Annotated in this window: 16 protein-coding genes; 5 read left to right on the forward strand and 11 right to left on the reverse strand. The window is 72.4% G+C overall.

The features are described 5' to 3' along the window. Positions 1-34 precede the first annotated feature (34 nt). A complete protein-coding gene (locus AC4BEG_RS03255) occupies positions 35-1,714 on the reverse strand; it encodes a VMAP-C domain-containing protein (RefSeq protein WP_490704391.1) in 1,680 nt (559 codons plus the stop codon). Positions 1,715-1,726: 12 nt separating this feature from the next. Next, a complete protein-coding gene (locus tag AC4BEG_RS03260) occupies positions 1,727-2,704 on the reverse strand; it encodes a trypsin-like peptidase domain-containing protein (protein ID WP_490704392.1) in 978 nt (325 codons plus the stop codon). Positions 2,705-3,094: 390 nt separating this feature from the next. Between AC4BEG_RS03260 and AC4BEG_RS03265 the strand changes: the two genes are divergently transcribed. Beyond that, the gene (locus AC4BEG_RS03265) at positions 3,095-4,399 is read left to right on the forward strand and encodes a helix-turn-helix domain-containing protein (RefSeq protein ID WP_490704393.1); all 1,305 of its coding nucleotides are present in this window, start codon (positions 3,095-3,097) and stop codon (positions 4,397-4,399) included. Between the two features lie 19 nt (positions 4,400-4,418). Here the strand turns inward: AC4BEG_RS03265 and aspA are convergent, their stop codons facing one another. The 4 genes from aspA to AC4BEG_RS03285 all read right to left on the reverse strand — a co-directional run bounded on the left by aspA (position 4,419) and on the right by AC4BEG_RS03285 (position 9,328). After that, the gene (gene aspA, locus AC4BEG_RS03270) at positions 4,419-5,822 is read right to left on the reverse strand and encodes an aspartate ammonia-lyase (protein WP_490704394.1); all 1,404 of its coding nucleotides are present in this window, start codon (positions 5,820-5,822) and stop codon (positions 4,419-4,421) included. Positions 5,823-5,887: 65 nt separating this feature from the next. Then, a complete protein-coding gene (locus tag AC4BEG_RS03275) occupies positions 5,888-6,922 on the reverse strand; it encodes an asparaginase (protein WP_490706967.1) in 1,035 nt (344 codons plus the stop codon). A gap of 91 nt (positions 6,923-7,013) precedes the next feature. Then, positions 7,014-8,456, reverse strand: a complete 1,443-nt coding sequence (locus AC4BEG_RS03280) for an amino acid permease (protein ID WP_490704395.1) — start codon at positions 8,454-8,456, stop codon at positions 7,014-7,016. Positions 8,457-8,596: 140 nt separating this feature from the next. Next, complete coding sequence (locus AC4BEG_RS03285) at positions 8,597-9,328, reverse strand: FadR/GntR family transcriptional regulator (RefSeq protein WP_490704396.1); 732 nt, start codon at positions 9,326-9,328, stop codon at positions 8,597-8,599. Between the two features lie 219 nt (positions 9,329-9,547). Here AC4BEG_RS03285 and AC4BEG_RS03290 point away from each other — a divergent pair, with 219 nt between their 5' ends. Together AC4BEG_RS03290 and lnt are read left to right on the forward strand one after the other, a co-directional pair. Next, positions 9,548-12,010 carry a SpoIIE family protein phosphatase gene (locus AC4BEG_RS03290; RefSeq protein WP_490704397.1) on the forward strand — a complete coding sequence of 821 codons (2,463 nt, stop codon included), beginning with the start codon at positions 9,548-9,550 and terminating at the stop codon, positions 12,008-12,010. A gap of 119 nt (positions 12,011-12,129) precedes the next feature. Next, complete coding sequence (gene lnt / locus AC4BEG_RS03295) at positions 12,130-13,674, forward strand: apolipoprotein N-acyltransferase (RefSeq protein WP_490706968.1); 1,545 nt, start codon at positions 12,130-12,132, stop codon at positions 13,672-13,674. On the opposite strand, the gene AC4BEG_RS03300 is transcribed toward lnt, so the two are convergent. After that, complete coding sequence (locus AC4BEG_RS03300) at positions 13,634-14,551, reverse strand: Gfo/Idh/MocA family protein (protein ID WP_490704398.1); 918 nt, start codon at positions 14,549-14,551, stop codon at positions 13,634-13,636. The two genes, lnt and AC4BEG_RS03300, sit on opposite strands and share 41 nt — an antisense overlap. Further along, positions 14,548-15,810: an FAD-dependent monooxygenase gene (locus tag AC4BEG_RS03305; RefSeq protein ID WP_490704399.1), complete on the reverse strand. Its 1,263-nt coding sequence runs from the start codon at positions 15,808-15,810 to the stop codon at positions 14,548-14,550. Before AC4BEG_RS03305 ends, AC4BEG_RS03300 begins: the two co-directional genes overlap by 4 nt. 74 nt (positions 15,811-15,884) lie before the next feature. On the opposite strand from AC4BEG_RS03305, the gene AC4BEG_RS03310 reads away from it, so the two are divergent. Continuing rightward, entirely contained in the window at positions 15,885-16,568 is a 684-nt protein-coding gene (locus AC4BEG_RS03310) for a TetR/AcrR family transcriptional regulator (protein WP_490704400.1), read from the forward strand. 213 nt (positions 16,569-16,781) lie between these two features. On the opposite strand, the gene AC4BEG_RS03315 is transcribed toward AC4BEG_RS03310, so the two are convergent. Both AC4BEG_RS03315 and AC4BEG_RS03320 read right to left on the reverse strand, forming a co-directional pair. Continuing rightward, a complete protein-coding gene (locus tag AC4BEG_RS03315; RefSeq protein WP_490704401.1) occupies positions 16,782-17,288 on the reverse strand; it encodes a hypothetical protein in 507 nt (168 codons plus the stop codon). A 130-nt stretch (positions 17,289-17,418) separates the two neighbouring features. Further along, positions 17,419-18,390, reverse strand: a complete 972-nt coding sequence (locus tag AC4BEG_RS03320) for a helix-turn-helix transcriptional regulator (RefSeq protein ID WP_490704402.1) — start codon at positions 18,388-18,390, stop codon at positions 17,419-17,421. 109 nt (positions 18,391-18,499) lie between these two features. Between AC4BEG_RS03320 and AC4BEG_RS03325 the strand changes: the two genes are divergently transcribed. After that, positions 18,500-18,910, forward strand: coding sequence for a DUF3224 domain-containing protein (locus tag AC4BEG_RS03325; RefSeq protein WP_490704403.1), 411 nt, complete (start codon positions 18,500-18,502; stop codon positions 18,908-18,910). Between the two features lie 16 nt (positions 18,911-18,926). On the opposite strand, the gene AC4BEG_RS03330 is transcribed toward AC4BEG_RS03325, so the two are convergent. After that, entirely contained in the window at positions 18,927-19,613 is a 687-nt protein-coding gene (locus AC4BEG_RS03330) for a uracil-DNA glycosylase (RefSeq protein ID WP_490704404.1), read from the reverse strand. Between the last annotated feature and the right edge of the window lie 168 nt (positions 19,614-19,781).

Genomic DNA, 19,781 nt, shown 5'->3' on the forward strand with positions numbered 1-19,781 from the left:
GGCGCCTCGGCGGGCGACTGCTGGTCTTCGGGGATCATCCGTTGCCTCCTCTGTGGGCCCTGGGGCCGCCGAGTCTTCTGAGCCGTTCGGGATGCCAGCCCGGGTTGTCCCACAACACCGCGATGCCGGTGCCGTCGTGGCCCCCGTCGCCACACCGGGCGGCTTCCTGGCGCAACGTCAGCACCGTGGCGGGCAGACCGGACAGACCCGCGCCCGCCTCGGCCAGCGCGGCGACGCGCCGGGCGCGGCCGGGCGGGACGCTGTCGTCCCGGTGGCCGCGCCACCACACGGCGGCCGGTACGCCCTCCTGAATGGCGGACAGCAGGGCGTCCGGTACCGCGGTGGCCGGATGTGGATAGGGGTAGGTCACGATCAGACAGCTGATGTCCTTGCGGGAGGCGACCTCGGCCGCCAGCGCCTGGGGCGACGCCATGTCCGCCACCAGCGGGCGGGAGTCGTCCTCGGGCCGGTCGTCGGCCTCGTCCGCCGGGGTGCCGTCGCCGTCCAGCCAACAGGCCCGGGGCGGTGGGTCGTCGGCGGCGGACCGCCCGTCCAGCCGCTCCCAGCGCGCCGTCCACTGGGAGGTGGACCAGCCGTCACGCAGCCGGTCCAGGGAGCGGACGACCACCAGGCCGTAGCGGCCGATGGGACGCGCCACGGCCAGCGGTCCGCCGCCGCGCAGATTCCACTCGTCCACCGGCCAGCCGAGCGCCTCCCAGGGCAGCAGGAACTCGAAGGTGAGGGTCTCGGGGTCGAGATGCTGGACATACGGCTGGAGCCGGGCGATCAACTCCTCGGCGCCGCCGGGGATCTCGGCCGCGGTGTACACGGTGTCGTCCTGGACCTTGATGCCCAGGCAGCGGCCCCGGCGGTAGAGCCAGGCGGCGAGCCGGTACCGGCCGGCTCCCGGGCCTGAGCCCTCGACCCGGATCAGACAGCTGGTCAGGGAGGCATGGCAGGAGTCGGACACCGAGGCCGCCGCGTCGGCCGCGGCACGCTCCTCGGCGAGCCGGCCCTTGGGCACCCGGTCGGCGCGGGCGTGGGCCACGGCGTCGATCCAGACCCGCAGATCGTCGCGGGCCATGTCCTCGGCGCGAGCAGCGAGATGTTCGAGGAAGACCAGCAGCGGGGGCACTCGTCCGGCCGGGCTGTTGCGCGTGTCCAGCTCCTCGACCAGCGCGGTCACCGTCCCGGTCTGCTCCGCGGTCAGCAGCCCGTCCCGGGCGGCCGGGAGCCCCAGGGAGGAGGCCGCCGCCCACAGCACCTCGCACAGCTCGCCGGGCTCGGTGGGACACCCCGGGTCGCCCAGCAAGGTGTCCAGGTCGGCGCGCTCCCGCGCGTCGAGCAGCCCGGGGGCGACGGCCGGGAGCAGGCCCCAGCGCTCGGCCTGGATCGCCTGGTAGCGCTGCCGTTGCGTGGTGTGCCAGCGCTGCTCGCCGTACTGGAACTCCAGCGCGGCGAACAGCCGCTCCATGGCATCGGGGTTGTGCACATGGCGCCGCAGCACTCGGTCCAGCGCCGCCTGGAGCGGACCGGGCCCCCCGGCGGGCCACACCACCTCGAATCCGGCCTGGGCGAGCACGAATTCGGCCTCGGCGGCGGTGCCGAAGCGCTCGGCCAGCTCCTTGGCGAAGCGACCACACCAGCGGGTACGCGCCGCTTCGGCCACGAGACCGGCCACGTTCGATGGGACGCGTTCGATCGGGGTCGCCACGGGCATGTGCTCTCAGGAGGCGGCGGTGGCGAGCAGTTCGACCAGCCTGCGCACCGGTACGCCCTCGTTGCTGTAGACGTGGCCGGTGCCGTCCGGGGACCGGAGATGGCCACCCGCGCGGTGGACGGCGGCGACCCGCCACTGGTCGTCGAAGGCCGGGGAGCCGGAGGAGCCGGGCAGGGTGTCGGTGAAGTACAGCAGGCGGTTCTCATCGCTGTGGCTGACCACGTTGTGGTACAGCGCGACCTTCTTGGGACCGCCCGCGGGGTGCTGGACGATATTGAGCCGGTGAGGGGTCCCGGCGCCGGAGGGGGCGAGCTCCAGGGCGCCCCATTCGGCGTTCAGCGGGTCGCGGGAGCGCACCACGGTCAGATCGTGGTCCTCGGAGGTGGCGAAGCCGAGGCCGGGGTCGAGGGCGAAGCTCCGGCCCCCGTCGATCTCGCCGTCCGGCCGCTCCTGGTAGCCGAGGACGATCCGGGCGGTGGCGGCCGTCTCCGCGTCCGGCAGCACATGGTGGTTGGTGACCACGAAGTCTCCGGCCACGAGGAAGCCGGTGCCCAGGGCCTCCACCGGTCCGCGCAGCAGTCCGACACAGCGGGCGGCCCGCACCCCGTGCTCCAGGAAGGCCAGCGGCAGCAGCGTGCTCTGGCTTCCCATCAGCTTCTCGGCGTGGGTGGCCGTGACCGGGGCGCCCAGGTCCGACGCGGCGGGCGCGGCGGACCGGCCGAGCCGGCCGGCCAGCGCCGCACGCAGCTCGGCGTTCTCCGGGAACTCACTGACGGCGACCGTCAACAGGCCCTCGAGCCTGCTCCGGTTGTCCGCCTCGCGCAGCACCGCGTGCCACATGTCGAGCGCGCCCCCGCCGAAGTCCACCATTCCGGCCGGGATGTCGGCGGCGTCCAGCACCCGCCGCACCGATCGTGCCTCCGGATAGAGCTTCGCCAGCAGGGCGGTGAGCGTGGCCCGAGCAGGCCCCCCTTGCGACAACATGACCTCCCACCAGCTGCCGATGACGGACAGCTTACGACGCGTCACCCCGTGGTTGCCATCTGTCCACATGACGGGATCGGCGCCGGTCCGCACCCCCCCCTGAACGGCGGTTGCCCCCGGGACGTTCCCGGTTCGCTCCCGTACGCCGGTCCGGTCACCCATCCGGTCGATCTTGTGCACCGGTCCGGGCGGTCCGCGGCCGCGCGGTCCCATGACCGGGCCGGATCCGGGCGGCGCGCGGTGCGCTCCGCGGCGGCGGCCACCTTACAATCGCGGAGAGAACGAAGCCCTGTTCAGCACGGATTCGAGGCTGCACCACGACACCCGGCGGCAGGCGGACACCCCGCCCGCCGCCGTGGCGGGCCGCGGTGTGACGAAAGGCCGCAACCCATGCGAATCCAGCACCCGCGCCACGCCGATCCCCTGGCCGCGCTGAGTCCGGCCGAATCGGCCCGGCTGATGGCGGTCATGCGTGACACCGCCCTGAGCCGTGGCCAACTCCCGCTGCCCGCACGCCCGGTGATCGGCGAGTCCTGGGACCGGATGCTCCGGCTGGGGCTCGATCCGGACCGCGGGGGCACCCCGCGTCCGCTGAGCCTGGACGAGCTGGAGCGGCGGCGGCAGCAGACCCGGCTCGCCGATGTGCTGCCCACACTGCACAGCGGGCTGCTGGAGGCGGCGGAGGCGGCCGGCCATCTCATGATCATCGCCGATGCGGAGGGGCGGATCCTGTGGATCGACGGCCACCGCGGAATCCGCCGCCACGCCGACGGCATCGCGCTGATCGAGGGTTCGCAGTGGGCCGAGGAGGTCACCGGGACGACCGGGATCGGCACCGCGCTCGCCGTCCGCGCCCCGGTCCGGGTGCACTCGGCGGAGCACTTCGTCCGCGCCTTCCACACCTGGAGCTGCGCCGCCGCCCCGGTGCGCGACCCCCGGGACGGCCGGCTGCTGGGAGTCATCGACATCAGCGGACCGGCCCCCACCGCACATCCGACCGTGCTCTCCCTGGTCACCGCGACCGCCCGGTGGGCCGAGGGCGAACTGCGGCTGGCCCACAGCCGGGAGCTGGACCGGCTCCGCGCGGTCGCCGCGCCGGTGCTCGCCCGACTCCAGGGCAAGGCCGTCGCGGTCGATCCGCACGGCTGGGTCGCCGGGGTCACCGGGGTGAACCCGCAGGACCGCCGGCTGCTGCTGCCGAAGGCGGCGGCCGACGGTGCGGTGTGGCTGCCCGCGCTGGGCACCTGCGCGGTCGAACCGCTCCCGGGCGGGCATCTGTTGCGGGTCCTGGAGGGCGAGTACGGCGAGGACGGCACCCCGGCGGGCGCCGGCCGTCTGCTGCTGGACGTACGCCATCCGCACCACTGGTCGCTGACGTTCGCGGGCCCGGCGGGCGCCTGGACCCATCAGCTCAGCCCCCGCCACGCCGAAGTGCTGTTGGTCCTGGCCGCACACCCCGAGGGGCGTACGGCGGCGCAGCTCGCCCAGGACCTGTTCGGCGATCCGACGCGCACGGTGACCGTACGGGCCGCGATGTCCCGGCTGCGCCGCGGGCTGGGGGCGGTGCTGGCGCACCGCCCGTACCGCATCGCCGACGGGATCCTCCTGGAGGTGACCCGGCCGGACCGGCCCCGGGATCTGCTGCCGCTCAGCGCGGCCCCGGCGGTGGTCCGGCTGCGGGGCGGCAGGGAGTGACACCGGGACTTGACGCGCCTCAGCGCTGTCCGGCGACCTCCTCCGGGCGCAGGACGGCGGCGAGCCGGTCCGGGGGCAGCAGGCCCTTCTCCAGGACGAGTTCGGCGACACCGCGGCCGGTGGCCAGGGCCTCCTTGGCGATGCTGGTGGCGGCGCTGTAGCCGATGTGCGGGTTGAGCGCGGTGACCAGGCCGATGGAGTTCTCGACGGTGGCGCGCAGCTGGTCGGTGTTGGCGGTGATGCCCACGACGCAGCGCTCGGCGAGGACCAGGCAGGCCGCGCGCAGATGGGTGATGCTCTCCGAGAGGGAGTGCAGGATGATCGGCTCGAAGGCGTTGAGCTGGAGTTGTCCGGCCTCGGCGGCCATGGTGATGGCCACGTCGTTGCCGATCACCTCGAAGGCGACCTGGTTGACGACCTCGGGGATGACCGGGTTGACCTTGCCGGGCATGATGCTGGAACCGGCCTGCATCGGGGGCAGGTTGATCTCGCCAAGACCGGCGCGTGGTCCGGAGGAGAGCAGCCGCAGATCGTTGCAGCTCTTGGAGAGCTTGACGGCGATGCGCTTGAGGACACCGGACAGCTGGACGAAGGCGCCGCAGTCCTGGGTGGCCTCCACCAGGTTGGCGGCGGTGACCAGGGGCAGTCCGGTGATGTCCGCCAGGTGGCCGCGGGCCGCCTCGGCGTAGCCCGCGGGCGCGTTGAGACCGGTGCCGATCGCGGTCGCGCCGAGGTTGATCTCGTGCACCAGACCGACGGCCTCCAGCAGCCGGCTCTGGTCCTCCTCCAGCATCACCGCGTAGGCGGAGAACTCCTGGCCGAGGGTCATCGGCACCGCGTCCTGCAACTGGGTGCGCCCCATCTTGAGGATGTCGCGGAACTCCTCGGCCTTGGCGGCGAACGCTCCGCGCAACGTCTCCATGGCGGTGTGGAGTTCGCGCACCGCGATGATGGTGGCGACCTTGACGGCGGTCGGGTAGACGTCGTTGGTGGACTGGCTGAGGTTGACGTCCTCGTTGGGGTGAAGGTGGCGGTAGTCGCCCTTGGCGTGGCCGAGGAGTTCCAGGGCCCGGTTGGCGATCACCTCGTTGGCGTTCATGTTGGTCGAGGTACCGGCGCCGCCCTGGATCACATCGACGGTGAACTGGTCGTGCAGCAGCCCCCGGCGTATCTCCTCGCACGCGGCGGCGATGGCGTCGGCCTTGGCCGGGGGGAGCAGTCCGAGGTCCTCGTTGGCGCGGGCGGCGGCCTCCTTGACGGCGGCCAGGGCGCTGACGAGGTGCGGATAGGCGGCGATCGGGGTGCCGGTGATGGGGAAGTTCTCCGAGGCGCGCAGGGTGTGGATGCCCCAGTACGCGTCGGCGGGGACCTCGCGGTCGCCCAGCAGGTCGTGTTCGCGGCGGTGGCCGACGGTGGAGGTCATGTCGGTGCGGTGCTTCCTCGTGTGGCGGTGGGGCGTGGGGTGGAACGGGGCGGCGGCGGGGCGGATCAGACGGGCGACGCGGTGAGGGCGTCGACGGCGCGCAGCTCGCCGACGGTGGTACCGCCGCCGATCACCGGGGCGGTGGCGAACTCGGCGAGCGTCTCGGGGGCGATGCCACAGCGGGCGAGGAGCGCCGCGGTGACCGGCATCCGGGCCCGGTCGGCGCCGTCGGATATCTTCACGGCGATGGCGTGGCCGTCGGGCAGCGCGGCCACCTGGACGCCCTCGAAGCCGTCCTTGGCGATCAGTCCGGGCACGGCGCTCATCAGCCGGGCGACATCGCGTCCGGTGCCGGACAGCGTCTCGGGGTGGGCCCGCAGGGCGGCGGCGACCCGGCCTTCGGGGGTGTCCGCGGCGGCGGTGGCGATCCGCGCGGCGGCCCGCGCGAGCCCGTGGAGGGAGACGGCGAACAGCGGTGCCCCGCAGCCGTCGAGCGTGACCCCGGCGACCCGCTGTCCGGTCAGGTCCGCCACGGTGTCGGCGATCAGCCGCTGGAGGGGGTGGGCCGGATCGAGATAGCTCTCCAGGGGCCAGTCGTTGAGCCGCGCGGTGAGCAGCATCGCCGCGTGCTTGCCGGAGCAGTTCTGGGCGAGCCGGGTGGGCCCGTGTCCGGCGCGCAGCCATGCCTCGCGCTCGGCCGCGCCGTAGGGCAGATCGGGGACGTTGCGCAGCGCGTCCTCGGTCAGTCCGGCCCACGCCAGGATCCGCAGTGCCGCGGTCTGATGGCACTCCTGGCCGGAGTGGCTGGCGGCGGTGAGCGCGAGCAGTTCGCCGTCCAGCGGCAGTCCGGCCCGGGTCAGCGCGACGGCCTGGACGGGCTTGAGCGCGGAGCGCGGATAGAACGCCACCTCGGGGTCACCGGTCGCGAACGCGATCCGGCCGTCGGGTCCCAGGACCACCGCCGAGCCGTGGTGCACACCCTCGATGATTCCGCCGCGGACGAGGTGCGCCAGCGGCACATGACGGGGCTCACGGACGGCGGGGGGCTCGGCGGGGGTACGGCGGGCGGTGTCGGTCGACAGCCCGAGGGGGGTCGTCATCACGGTGCTTTCGTGTTCGGAGGGGTGACTGACCGGAGGATCCCCGGCCGGGTGGTCCGGCCGGGGAGCTCCAGGTTCTGACAGGAGTGGTTCACCGGGAGCCGCGCACCCGGCCACGTACCGTGAACCAGCCGATGATCAGGGCCGCCACGATCGCCGGAAGCGCCATGACGGTGATCCGGCTGGGTCCGCCGTCCGCCCACATCAGGACCAGGACGGAGGCGAGGAAGCCCAGGGTGACGATCTCGGTGTACGGGGAGCCGGGCAGCTGGTAGCCGGGCCGGGCCAGTTGACCGGACCGGGTGCGCCGCCAGAACAGCAGATGGCAGAGCATGATCATGCCCCAGGTGGCGAGGATGCCGATGGCGGCGAAGTTGAGCACGATCTCGAACGCGTCGCTGGGCACCACGTAGTTGAGGCCGACGCCCAGCACACAGAAGAAGGCGGTGAGGAGGATGCCGCCATAGGGGACGTGGGTGCGGCTCATCGCGCCGGTGAACTTGGGCGCGGAACCGGACATGGCCATCGAGCGCAGAATCCGGCCGGTGGAGTAGAGACCGGAGTTGAGGCTGGACATGGCGGCGGTGAGCACCACGAGGTTCATCACTCCGCCGGCCGCCGGTACACCCAGCTTGGACAGTACGGTGACGAACGGGCTCTCGTCGGCGGAGTAGGAGCCGGCGGGCATCAGCAGGGAGAGCAGCACCACGGAGCCGACGTAGAACAGGGCGACCCGCCACATGATGGAGTTGATCGCCTTGGGCATGATCTTCTCGGGGTTCTGGGTCTCGCCCGCGGCGACGCCCACGAGTTCGACGGAGGCGTAGGCGAAGACCACGCCCTGGATGACCAGCAGCATCGGGAGCGCACCGTGCGGGAACACCCCGCCGTGCTCGGTGATCAGGCTCGGGCCGGTGCTGTGACCGGCCACCTGCTCCCGGGTGACCAGCAGGAAGATGCCGATGGCCATGAAGGCGACCAGCGCGCCGACCTTGATGATGGCGAACCAGAACTCCATCTCACCGAAGAACTTCACGGAGATGAGGTTGACCGAGAGCACGACCGCGAGCGCGATGAGGGCGATCACCCACTGGGGAATGTCGGTGAACATGCCCCAGTAGTGGGTGTAGGTGGCGACGGCGGTGATATCGGCGATGCCGGTGGTGGCCCAGTTCAGGAAGTACATCCATCCGGCGACGAAGGCGCCCTTCTCACCGAGGAATTCACGGGCGTAGGAGACGAACGCGCCGGAGGACGGCCGGTGCAGCACCAGCTCACCCAGGGCCCGCACCACCAGGAAGGCGAAGATGCCGCAGATCGCGTAGGCCACGGCGAGGGACGGGCCGGCGTCCTTGAGCCGTCCGCCCGCGCCGAGGAAGAGCCCGGTGCCGATGGCGCCGCCGATGGCGATCATGTTGACATGCCGGGCCTTGAGGGACTTGCTGTACCCGGCGTCGCCCGCGTCGATGTGCTGCTGGGGCGGGTCGGTGGGGGGCTGGTGGCGTACTTCTTGCCGGAGGGACTGCTCGCTCACGCCTGCTGTCCGCCTTCCGTTGGTGCGCTTGGTGCGTTCGGTACGTGGTCCGTGTGGTGCGTTGAGTGCATGGGGGGTCGGGAGCCCGGGGCTCGGGGGCCTGCGGGGCTCGGGGCTTATGGGGATGGGGGAATGGGGGCCTAGGCCGTACCGGGGGCCGGGGGGCCGTCCGCCGCGGTGGACCGCACGATGGAGCTCAGGGTGGTCTCGACCCGTTCGAGGTGGTGGGACATGGCCTCCACCGCGTCGTGTTCGGAACCGTCGGCGAGCGCCTCGATGATCGCCCGGTGTTCCCGGTTCGACTGATCACGGCGGCCGCCGAGTTCGTTGAGGAACGCCGACTGGCGGGCCAGGGCGTCGCGGATCTCCTCGATGACCCTGCGGAAGACCGGGTTGCGGGCTGCCTGGGCCACGGCGAGGTGGAAGAGGGTGTCCATCGCCACCCAGGCGGTGGTGTCGGTCTCCCGCTCCATCCGCTCCAGCAGATGCCAGAGGTGGTCGAGGTCCTCGGAGGAGCGGCGCAGCGCCGCGTATCCGGCCACCGGGATCTCGATGTGGCGGCGTACCTCCATCAGGTCGCTGGCGGCGTAGTCACCAAAGGTGGGGTCCTCCACCGGGCCGCTGGAGATGACGAAGGTGCCCTTGCCGGTGCGGGACGCGGTGAGGCCCATGGTCTGGAGGGCCCGCAGCGCCTCGCGGAGCACCGGACGGCTCACCTCCAGACGACGGCACAGCTCCGCCTCGGAGGGGAGTTTGTCCCCCACCGCGTAGTCGCCGCGCTCGATGGCGCTCCGGAGATGGGTGAGCACCGCTTCCATCGCGCTGACGCGGCGGAGCGAGGCATCACCTGTCTGGCTGTCTGACAGGTTCACGCGCCGATAGTCAGTCGCACACCTGAACGTTGTCAAGAGATTCCGGAGTATGAGATTCCATGCAGCGGCTCAGGGCAGCCTTACCTGACTTCTGCCGAAGATCGACAGGACAGGGCCTGGTTCCGCAAGCTCGCCCGCGCCATCACGGGTGACGCGGGGGCCAGAAGGGGCAGAAGTCATAGTATTAAGGGAAATGTATCCGCAGATGGGACGGGTCCGATGGCCATCCCCGAGGGAATCGCGCCGACCGAGACGCATGTCCCCTTCGACATGGCGGATGCGGCGACGGCGCTGATCGACGCGACGGGGTCCGTCATCGGCTGGACCGCCGCGGCGGAGGAGCTGCTCGGCTATCCGTCGGCCGAGGTGATGGAGCGGCCGGCCACCACACTGCTGGCGACACCGGACGACACGGCCAAGGCCCTGGCCATCGCCGACCGGTGCCGTACCCACGGCAGCTGGGGCGGTATGGAGGAGGTCCGCCACCGGGACGGCCGCCGGATCGATGTGGGGCTCCGGGTCTGCTCGATGCTGGCACCGGACGGCGGGCAGTGCTGGCTGGTCTCCGCGATCGACATGGGGAAGATCCCGACCTGGGCGGTGAGCGGCTCACTGCTCACCGCGTTCCTCACCCGCGCCCCGATCGGCATGGCCGTACTCAGCCCCGATCTGCGCTACGTGTGGATCAACGACACCCTGGAGCGTTACGGCGGGGTGCCGCGCGCCGAGCGGCTGGGCCGCCGGTTCGGCGGCAACATGCTCCCCGGCCTGGACACCGACGCGATCGAGGCGCAGATGCGGCAGGTGCTCAAGACCGGCGACCCGGTGGTCGACTACGAGTACCAGGGCTGGACCCTGGCCGAGCCGCACAGCGAGCACGCGTACTCCACGTCCTTCTTCCGTCTCGACGGCGCGGACGGCAACGCGGTGGGCGTGTGCTACATGGGCATGGACGTCACCGACCGCTGGCAGGCCCGCGAGCGGCTGGCACTGCTCAACGAGGCGAGCGCGCGGATCGGCAGCACCCTGGATGTGATGCGCACCGCCCAGGAGCTGGCCGAGTTCGCGGTGCCGTCCCTGGCCGACTTCGTCACCGTCGATCTGCTGGAGTCGGTGCTGCGCGGCGAGGAGGCCATGCCGGCACTGGGTGAGACCCTGCCCGCCTTCCGCCGCGCGGGGCAGAGCTCCATCCGCGAGGGGTGCCCGGAGTCCATCGCGGAGCCCGGGGACGCCGTGGCGATCTCCCCCGCCTCCCCGTTCGCCTGCTGCTTCTTCTCCGGTGAGGCGCTGCTGGACCCGGCGATGGACGCCTCCATCGGGGCATGGAGCGGGGACGACCCGGCCCGTACCGCGAAGGTCCGCGAGTTCGGGATGCGTTCCCTGATGGTGGCGCCGATCGGCGCCCGCGGCTCCGTCCTGGGCGTGGCCTCGTTCATCCGCTCCCGGCATCCGGTGCCCTTCGAGGAGGACGATCTGCTGCTCGCCGAGGAGTTGGTGGCGCGGGCGGCGCTGTGCGTGGACAACGCGCGGCGGTACACCCGTGAGCACGCCACCGCGCTGGCGCTCCAGCGCAGTCTGATGCCGCACGCCCTGACCGGCGGTCAGGCCCTCGAGGTGGCCTCGCGCTATCTGCCGACGGACGCGCGCAACGGCGTCGGCGGCGACTGGTTCGATGTGATCCCGCTGTCCGGGGCGCGGGTGGCGCTGGTGGTCGGCGATGTGGTCGGGCACGGCATCAACGCGGCGGCCACGATGGGGCGGCTGCGCACCGCCGTACACACCCTCGCCGATATGGACCTGCCCCCCGAGGAGTTGCTGGCCCATCTGGACGACCTGGTCATCCGGCTCACCGAGGAGGAGGCCGAACGGGCGGGCGACGCCGGGCAGGAGGCCATCGCCGCCGCGGTGCTGGGCGCCACCTGCCTGTACGCGGTCTACGACCCGGTCACCGGGCGCTGCACGATGGCGCGGGCGGGCCACCCCTCCCCGGCGGTGGTGGACCCCGGCGGCGAGGTGTCCTTCCCGCCGCTGCCCGCCGGTCCCCCGCTGGGCCTGGGCTCGCTGCCGTTCGAGTCGGCGGAACTGGAGCTGCCCGCGGGAAGCCTGATCGCGCTCTACACCGACGGGCTGATCGAGACCTGTGACCAGGACATCGATGTGGGGCTCGGGCGGCTGAGCAACACCCTCGCCCAGCCCGGTCTGCCGCTTGAGGAGCTGTGCTCGACGGTGGTGGACGCCCTGATGACCGGGCGGCAGAGCGACGATGTGGCGCTGCTGCTGGCCCGTACCCGCACGCTGGGGCCGGGCCATGTCGTCTCCTGGGATCTGCCCACGGACCCGGCCGTGGTCGCCAGCGCCCGTTCGCTCGCGGTGCGCCAGCTCGCCGAATGGCGGCTGGACGCCCTGGTGCCCACCACCGAGCTGATCGTCAGCGAACTGGTCACCAACGCCATCCGGCACGGCGCCGGTCCCATCCGGCTGCGGATGATCCGGCACGACATGCTGATCTGCGAGGTGGCGGACACCAGCAACACCTCCCCGCGGCTGCGGCACGCCCGCACCACCGACGAGGGCGGCCGCGGCCTGTTCCTCGTCGCGCAGCTGACCCGCCGCTGGGGCACCCGCTACACCGAGGGCGGCAAGCTGATCTGGGCCGAACAAGACCTCCCGGAAGCGGTATGAAGGCCAGGCGTTCCACTCGGCCGAGGCCGTGCCCTGTTGATGATCGGGTTCCTGTCGCACACTGGTCGTCTGCCTGGTCCGCTGGCAGGAGGAAGTCCGTGAAGAGGGGGGCGTCCGGGGTGCGGTGGTCGGTCGACGGCGGGGACCGGTGGAAGCGTCGGCTCGCCTCGCGGTGGTGGCGGGGCGCGATGGCCGTGGCGGCGGGGGCGCTGCCCGCACTCGCGTTCCCCGCGCCGTCGCTGTGGTGGCTGGCGTACGCCGCGCTGGTGCCGTGGCTGCTGCTGGTCCGCTCAGCCCCCACCGGCCGCCGGGCGCTGCTGGACGGCTGGCTGGGCGGGACCGGTTTTCTGCTCGCGGTGCACCACTGGCTGATGCCGAGTCTGCATGTGTTCATCGTGGTGCTGGCCGCGCTGCTGGGGCTGTTGTGGGGGCCGTGGGGCTGGCTGACGCACCGGCTGCTGCACGGGCGACCGGGTCCCGGCCGGGTGGCGGCGGCGCTGGTGCTGGTGCCGGCGGCGTGGCTGATGGTCGAGCTCGTACGGTCCTGGCAGTACCTGGGCGGGCCATGGGGGCTGCTCGGCGCGAGCCAGTGGCAGGTCCCGGCCGCGCTGCGGCTGGCCTCGGTGGGCGGGGTCTGGCTGATCGGCTATCTGCTGGTGCTGGTGAACGTGGCGCTGACGGTGCTGATCGCGGTCCCGCGGGCGCGCACCGTGGCGGTGGCCGGGATCACCGCGTGCGCGGCCGCGGCGGGTGCGGTGTGGGCCTGGGGGCCGGTGGCGAAGGAGTCCGGTACGGCGCGGATCGCGGTGGTGCAGCCGGGGGTGATCCGCGGTCCGCTGCCCCGCTTCGACCGGAGCGCGGAGCTGACCCGGCAGTTGGCCGGACGCGATGTGGACCTCGTGGTGTGGGGCGAGAGCAGTGTCGGCGAGGATCTGGGGCAGCGGCCGAAGCTGAGCCGCGAACTGGCCGCGCTCTCCCGCGCGGTGCACGCCGATCTGCTGGTGAACGTGGACGCGCGGCGCAGCGACCGGCCCGGCATCTACAAGAGCTCGGTGCTGATCGGCCCCAAGGGCCCCACCGGCGAACGCTACGACAAGATGCGGCTGGTGCCGTTCGGCGAGTACATCCCGGCGCGGCCGCTGCTGGGCTGGGCCACCTCGGTGGGCAAGGCCGCGGGGGAGGACCGCAGGCGCGGCACCGAGCAGGTGGTGATGCGGCTGCCGGAGGCCTTGCGGATCGGCCCGTTGGTGTGCTTCGAGTCCGCGTTCCCCGATATGAGCCGCTCCCTGGCGCGGGACGGCGCCCAGGTGCTGGTGGTGCAGTCGGCCACCTCGACGTTCCAGCACAGCTGGGCGCCCGAGCAGCACGCTTCGCTGGCCGCGCTGCGGGCCGCGGAGACCTGGCGGCCGATGGTGCACGCCACACTGACCGGGGTGAGCGCGGTGTTCGGGCCGCACGGTGAGCCGGTCGGCGGCCGGATGGGGACCGACGCGAGCGCGGCGACGGTCTACGAGGTGCCGCTGGGGCAGGGCACCAGCCCGTATGTCCGCACCGGACCGTGGATCGTGTACGGGTCGATGGCCGCGCTGCTCGTGTACGGCGGGTACGAGGGGGTGCGGGCGCTCAGGAGGATGTCGGGCCGGCGACTTCCACCGCGTCCCTGACGACTCGTTCGAACAGCTCATGGGTGCGCAGGGCGTCTTCGGCGGTGAGCAGGCGGCCGCCGCGCACGGCGTCGAGGAAGGCGTCGGTGATCTGCTCGATACCGCGCTGCCGGGCGACCGGCACCCAGTCGCCGCGGCGGCGCGCAGTCGGCTGGCCCTTGTGGTCGATGACCTCGGCGAGATTGTGCACCTGGCGCTTGGTGTCCTGGCCGGAGACCTCCAGGACCTCTTCGGTGGAACCGCTCATCCGGTTCATCACGCCGAGCGCGGTGAATCCGTCGCCGGACAGCTGGAGCACCACATGGTGCATCAGCCCGTCGCGGATCCTGGCCCGGACGTCGATGTGGTCGGCCGGTCCTGGCGCGAGGAAGCGCAGGGTGTCGACGACATGGATGAAGTCGTCCAGGACCAGGGTGCGCGGATCCTCGGCGAGTCCGACACGGTTCTTCTGTATCAGGATCAGATCGCGCGGATGGTCCAGGCACTGGACGTAGCCGGGGGCGTAGCGCCGGTTGAAGCCCACCATCAGGCTCACCCCGCGATCCTCGGCGAGCCGCACCACCCGCTCGCTGTCGGCGAGGTGGTAGGCGAGCGGCTTGTCGACGTAGGTGGGCACCCCGGCCTCGATCAGCCGGGTCACGAGATCGGCGTGGGCGGCGGTGGGGGCGTGCACGAACGCCGCGTCGAGGTCCGCCGCGAGGAGTGTGTCCAGGTCGGTGTGGCGCTGGGCCTCGGGTACGCGGTGTGCGTCACCGACCCGCTCCAGGGTGGCGGCGGTGCGGGTGTGCAGATGCGGTTCGATACCGGGACGGGCCATCAGTACGGGCAGGTAGCCCTTCTGCGCGATGTCGCCGAGCCCGATGCAGCCGACCCTCACAGTGCCTCCTGGTCCGTCCCGCCGTCCGGTCGCGCGACCCGGGGACGGTGTGCCACCGCAGGTGTCCCCGCGCCTGCCCCCGAAGGATACGCGGGCTCCGGAGGCCGCCAGTCGGCGATGCCGTCGAAGGCGCGCAGCGCCAGGTGCGGCAGCAGCCTGCTGACGGCCATGACGGCGGAGTTGCGCAGGGCCACGGCGGCCCCGCCGGTGAGGGTGATCATGCGCGCGGCGCGGTCGGAGCGGCGCACCACGTCCATGGTGCGGGGCAGCCGGTCGGCCGTGTAGGCGGCCAGGCCGGTCGAGGGGTCCGCGCTGTCGGGCGCGAGGTGGTGGGCGAGGACCACGGCGTCCTCGATGGCCTGGTTGCCGCCCTGCCCCATGGTGGGGGCCATCGCATGGGCGGCGTCGCCGAGCAGGGCGACCCGGCCGCGGTGGTAGGCGGGCAGCGGATGGGTCATCTGCCGGATGTCATGGCGGAGGATGTCGTGCGGGGCGACGGCCGCCAGGATCTCGGGGACCGGCCGGTGCCAGTCGCCGAACAGCCGGATCAGCTCGGCCCGTTCGTCGTCCGGGGCACGGCCGTCGGGCGGGGTGACGGCTCCGGCGTAGACATAGACCCGGCCGTCCTTCAGCGGCTGGGTGCCCCACAGCCGTCCCCTCCCCCAGGTCTCATGGGGTGCGAAGGTGCGCTCGGGCGCGGGTATGACCATGCGCCAGGCGGTGAATCCGGCGTACTCGGGCCCGGGGTGGCGGGGGAAGAGGGTGCGCCGGACGTCCGAGTGGACACCGTCGGCAGCGATGACGAGCTCGGCCTCCAGCACGCCGTCCCCGGTGCTGACCAGGGCGGGGCGGCCGGAGGTGCCGGGGTCGGCCAGCTGGGCGGCGGTCCCGGTGCGTACGCGGCGCTCGGGCAGCCGGGAGACCAGCAGATCGACGAGGGTGGCCCGGTGGAGGAGGACCATCGGGCCGCCGAACCGCTCGGCCATCGCGGCACTGTCGGTCCGGGAGAGCCAGCGGCCGCCGGGGGCGCGCAGTCCGCCGTCGCCCTGCCAGGCGGCGAGCGCGCGGATGTCGTCGCCGATGCCGAGCGTGTCCAGGGCGCGCTGGGCGTTGGGGGCGAGCGAGATCCCGGCGCCGACCGGTTCGAGGGTGGCCGCACGCTCCAGGACGGTGACGGACCAGCCACGGCGGTGCAGCGCCGCGGCGGCGGTGAGGCCGCCGATTCCGGCGCCGATGACAACGGCACGGGGGTGGTGCATGGCTCCTCCAGAACACTACGGATGTAGTGATGCCCAAGCTACTACACCTGTAGTGCGGGAGGTAGGTTGGCCCCATGACCGCTGATCGACCCGCCGCCCCCGCCCGGTCCCGTGCCGAGCTGATCGCCGACACCGCACTCGCGCTGCTGGCCGAACGCGGTATGCGGGGACTGACACACCGCGCGGTGGACGAGGCGGCCGGACTACCGCTGGGCTCGACCTCCAACCACGCCCGCACCCGCGCCGCGCTGCTTCAGGCGGCGGTGCGGCGACTCGCGGAGCGGGAGGCGCGGGTGCTCGTCCCCGAGGAGATGCCTCCGTCGTCGGGCGGCCCGGACGACGCGCACGGCGCGGACGACGTGCACGGCGCAGCGGCGGCGGATCCGCTCGGGGCACTGGCCGACACCCTCGCCCTCGCCCTGCACCGCTCACTGACCATGCAGCGCGATCTGCTGATCGCCCGCTACGAGCTGGCACTCGAGGCGACCCGGCGGCCGGAGCTGCGGGAGCACTACGACGCGGCGGGCCGCGGCTTCCGGCGGCTTCTGGAGGGCATGATGGCGTCGGCGGGCTCCACCGAACCACGCCGCCACGCCCGCTCGTTGACCGCCTGGTGCGAGGGGCTGATGTTCAGCTGCGCAGCGGGAGCGGACCACGCCGATGTACCCGGACGCGCGGAACTGCGGGCCGGATTCGAGGAGTTGCTGCGCGGCATGATGCCGAGAGCGTCTGGCGGCACAGAGAACACCAGGTCATGATCCCGGCATGAGATCAAGCGAGCGCAGGATCGACGGGGTGACCGGCGACTAGGTCCTGTCCTGTTGATCTTCGTGGATCAGCCCGCGGCGTCTGGTGCCGTGGATCGCAAGGCGGAGGGTCGTCCTCGTACTGGGCGTACTCGGAAGACCCCGACAACGCGGCGAGGCGCGGTGCCAGGCGTCGCGGGCCCGCGAAGATCGGCACGACAGGGCCTAACCGCGTTCCGGCCCCTCCAGCCGGAGGGTCAGCCGGGCGATCGCGGCCCGTACGCCGTCGCCGTGCGGATCCTCCCCGAGCGCGTCCGCGCTGGCGCGGGCCAGGGCCAACTGGCCGCGGGCCGTGTCCTCCCGGCCCAGCTTCACGTAGTCGGCCGCGAGGTTGAGGTGGAGCGAGGGGTAGAGGGCGCGCACCTCGGCCGTGCCGGGGCGCCGCTCCCCCGCCTCGCCGTCGGGGTCCCGCCCGCCGGTGAGTCCGTCGGCGGCGGCGAGCGCCAGCAGGTCCCAGATCAGCTCATCGGCCGGGTCGTCCTGGGTGTCGGCCATGTAGTGGGCGAGGGCACAGCGGTGGAACGGCTGCCCGCCCCGTCCGAGCTCCTGCCACAGCAGGGCGAACCGGTTGCGCGCCTCCTCCCGGTCGCCGCCCCGGTGGAGCATCACCGTCTGCGCGATCCGGGTCAGTACGGCGTCGCCCTCCGGCGCCGTCCGCTGCGCTTCGGTCATCGCGTCCTCCGCTCCCCAGTCGCGCTCACGTGCTCACGTGCTCACGTCGACGCTAACCGCCCGTGCGGGCGCGGCCGGTGTGTCGCGGTCCGGCCGGGTGGTCGACGCGCCGGCCGTGCGTGCGGCGGGGTCAGTCCGACCGCTGATAGCGGTGGGCCAGTTCGGTGACGGCACGCGCCACCGCCTCCCGCAGCTCCGGCGGGTCCAGCACCTCGGCCTCGGTGCCCAGCCGCAGTATGTCGTGGACGGCCACGGGCAGCGACTCCACCGGCAGCGTCACCCGCGCCCGTCCCTCCTCGTCCGGCGGGCCCGCCCCGGCCGCCGCCATCGCACCGATCGCGCCGAACTGCATCGGCAGCAACTTCCGCCCGCGCTCGGTCAGCAGCAGTTCCGCCTCGCCCTGGAAGCGGGACGTTTCCAGCCGCCGGGACACCTCCTGCCAGTGGGCCGCGAGATCGAATCCGGCCGGGCGCTCGAAGTGTTCGTCCAGCAGCTCGGCGTCCAGGATGCGCGAGACCCGGTAGCTGCGCACGCTGTCGTCCGCCCGTGCCACCAGGTACCAGATGCCGCCCTTGAGGACGAGGCCCAGGCCGTGCAGATCGCGCCGCACCTCACCGCGCCAACGCCGGTAGTGCACCCGCAGCACCCGCCGCTCCCATACCGCCTCGGCGGCCGCGGCGAGGTGGGGCACCGGTTCGGCGTCGCGGAACCAGCCGGGGGCGTCGAGGTGGAACCGCTCCTGGATGCGGCGCGACCGCTCCTCCAGACCGGCCGGGAGCGCGGCGCGCAGCTTGAGCTGGGCGGTGGCGAGGTCGGCGCCCAGCCCCAGTTCGGCGGCCGGGCCTGGCATCCCGGCCAGGAAGAGCGAGTCGGCCTCGTCACCGGTGAGCCCGGTGAGCCGGGTGCGGTAGCCGTCGAGCAGCCGGTAGCCCCCGGCCGGGCCGCGGTCGGCGTAGACGGGCACCCCGCTGGCGCTCAGCGCCTCCACATCGCGGTAGACGGTGCGGACCGACACTTCCAGCTCGGCCGCGATCTCCGGGGCGGTCATCCGGCCCCGGTGCTGGAGCAGCAGGAGCAGGGAGAGCAGACGGTCGGCGCGCATGGCTGCCATTGTGCCGTCGTACCTGACAAAAGATGTCAGGTACGACGGAGATCGTGGTCGTCACAGCCCGCACCATCCGCGGGGCGAGGCCCCGCCGAAAGGACCCACCATGACCACACACGCCACCGGCCACTTCACCTTCGCCGACTGGCAGGAGACCGAGGCGGGGCAGGCCGCGGACGGTGCGAGGATCGCCCGCGCCCAGGTCACCAACGGCTGGACGGGCGCCATCACGGCGCCGGACACCGTATGCCAGTACTCGATCGTCTACACCACCGACAAGACCGGCTCCTTCACCGGCCATGAGCTGATGGACGGCGAGCTCGACGGCCGCCGGGGCGGGTTTGTCCTGGCGCAGCGCGGCAGCTTCGGCGCGGACGGAACCGTGCACTGCTCGTTCGAGGTGGTGCCCGGCTCCGGCAGCGGTGAGCTGGCCACGCTCACCGGCCGGGGCTCCTTCACCGCCCCGCAGGGCGTCAAGGAGATCGGGTACACCCTCGACTACGAGCTCGCGGACTGACCGGGCTCAGCCGGGATCAGCCCTGGGCGGCCAGGTCGGGGATGCGCCAGTCGATCGGGGTGTGTCCCTGGGCCTTCACCGCCTCGTCGATCCGGGTGAAGGGACGCGAGCCGAAGAACTTCTTCGCCGACAGCGGGGAGGGGTGCGCCCCCTTCACCACCACATGGCGCTCCTCGTCGATCAGCGGCAGCTTCTTCTGGGCGTAGTTGCCCCACAGGACGAAGACGGCCGGGTCGGGGCGGGAGGCCACCGCGCGGATCACCGCGTCCGTGAACTTCTCCCAGCCCTTGCTCTTGTGGGAGTTGGCCTCACCGGCGCGGACCGTCAGCACCGCGTTGAGCAGCAGCACACCCTGCCGGGCCCACGGCATCAGATAGCCGTTGTCCGGGATGGGATGGCCCAGCTCCTCCTTCATCTCCTTGTAGATGTTCCGCAGCGACGGCGGGGTCTTCACCCCGGGCCGCACCGAGAAGCACAGACCGTGCCCCTGGCCCTCGCCGTGGTATGGGTCCTGCCCGAGGACCAGCACCTTCACCTGGTCGTACGGAGTGGCCTCCAAGGCGGCGAAGACCTCCTCGCGCGGCGGGTAGACCGGGCCCCTGGCCCGCTCCTCCTCGACGAACTCGGTGAGCTCCTTGAAGTAGGGCTTCTCCAGCTCCTCGCCGAGGACGCCGCGCCAGGACTCGGGCAGCTCGTAGGGCACGTCAACAACCTCCGGTCGGTGTTCCGTTTACGGGCACAGAACCTACCGGCGGACACTGACATTTAGCTTTGGAGATGGCCCTCCGGGATCTTCGGGGGCTGCGTAGGGTGCGTCGGGTCCGGTTCTTCCGGCACGGCTGGATCACTGACCGAAGCGTCTGCTTGCAGG

The sequence above is a fragment of the Streptomyces sp. JLBJ103 genome (assembly GCF_058215575.1).

What these genes read in the sequence shown, in the direction of transcription:
- AC4BEG_RS03260 (WP_490704392.1), bottom strand. Translation starts at nt 2,704, where the DNA reads ATGTTGTCGCAAGGGGGGCCTGCTCGGGCCACGCTCACCGCCCTGCTG.
- AC4BEG_RS03265 (WP_490704393.1), top strand. Translation starts at nt 3,095, where the DNA reads ATGCGAATCCAGCACCCGCGCCACGCCGATCCCCTGGCCGCGCTGAGT.
- aspA (WP_490704394.1), bottom strand. Translation starts at nt 5,822, where the DNA reads ATGACCTCCACCGTCGGCCACCGCCGCGAACACGACCTGCTGGGCGAC.
- AC4BEG_RS03275 (WP_490706967.1), bottom strand. Translation starts at nt 6,922, where the DNA reads ATGACGACCCCCCTCGGGCTGTCGACCGACACCGCCCGCCGTACCCCC.
- AC4BEG_RS03290 (WP_490704397.1), top strand. Translation starts at nt 9,548, where the DNA reads ATGGCCATCCCCGAGGGAATCGCGCCGACCGAGACGCATGTCCCCTTC.
- AC4BEG_RS03305 (WP_490704399.1), bottom strand. Translation starts at nt 15,810, where the DNA reads ATGCACCACCCCCGTGCCGTTGTCATCGGCGCCGGAATCGGCGGCCTC.
- AC4BEG_RS03310 (WP_490704400.1), top strand. Translation starts at nt 15,885, where the DNA reads ATGACCGCTGATCGACCCGCCGCCCCCGCCCGGTCCCGTGCCGAGCTG.
- AC4BEG_RS03315 (WP_490704401.1), bottom strand. Translation starts at nt 17,288, where the DNA reads ATGACCGAAGCGCAGCGGACGGCGCCGGAGGGCGACGCCGTACTGACC.
- AC4BEG_RS03320 (WP_490704402.1), bottom strand. Translation starts at nt 18,390, where the DNA reads ATGCGCGCCGACCGTCTGCTCTCCCTGCTCCTGCTGCTCCAGCACCGG.
- AC4BEG_RS03325 (WP_490704403.1), top strand. Translation starts at nt 18,500, where the DNA reads ATGACCACACACGCCACCGGCCACTTCACCTTCGCCGACTGGCAGGAG.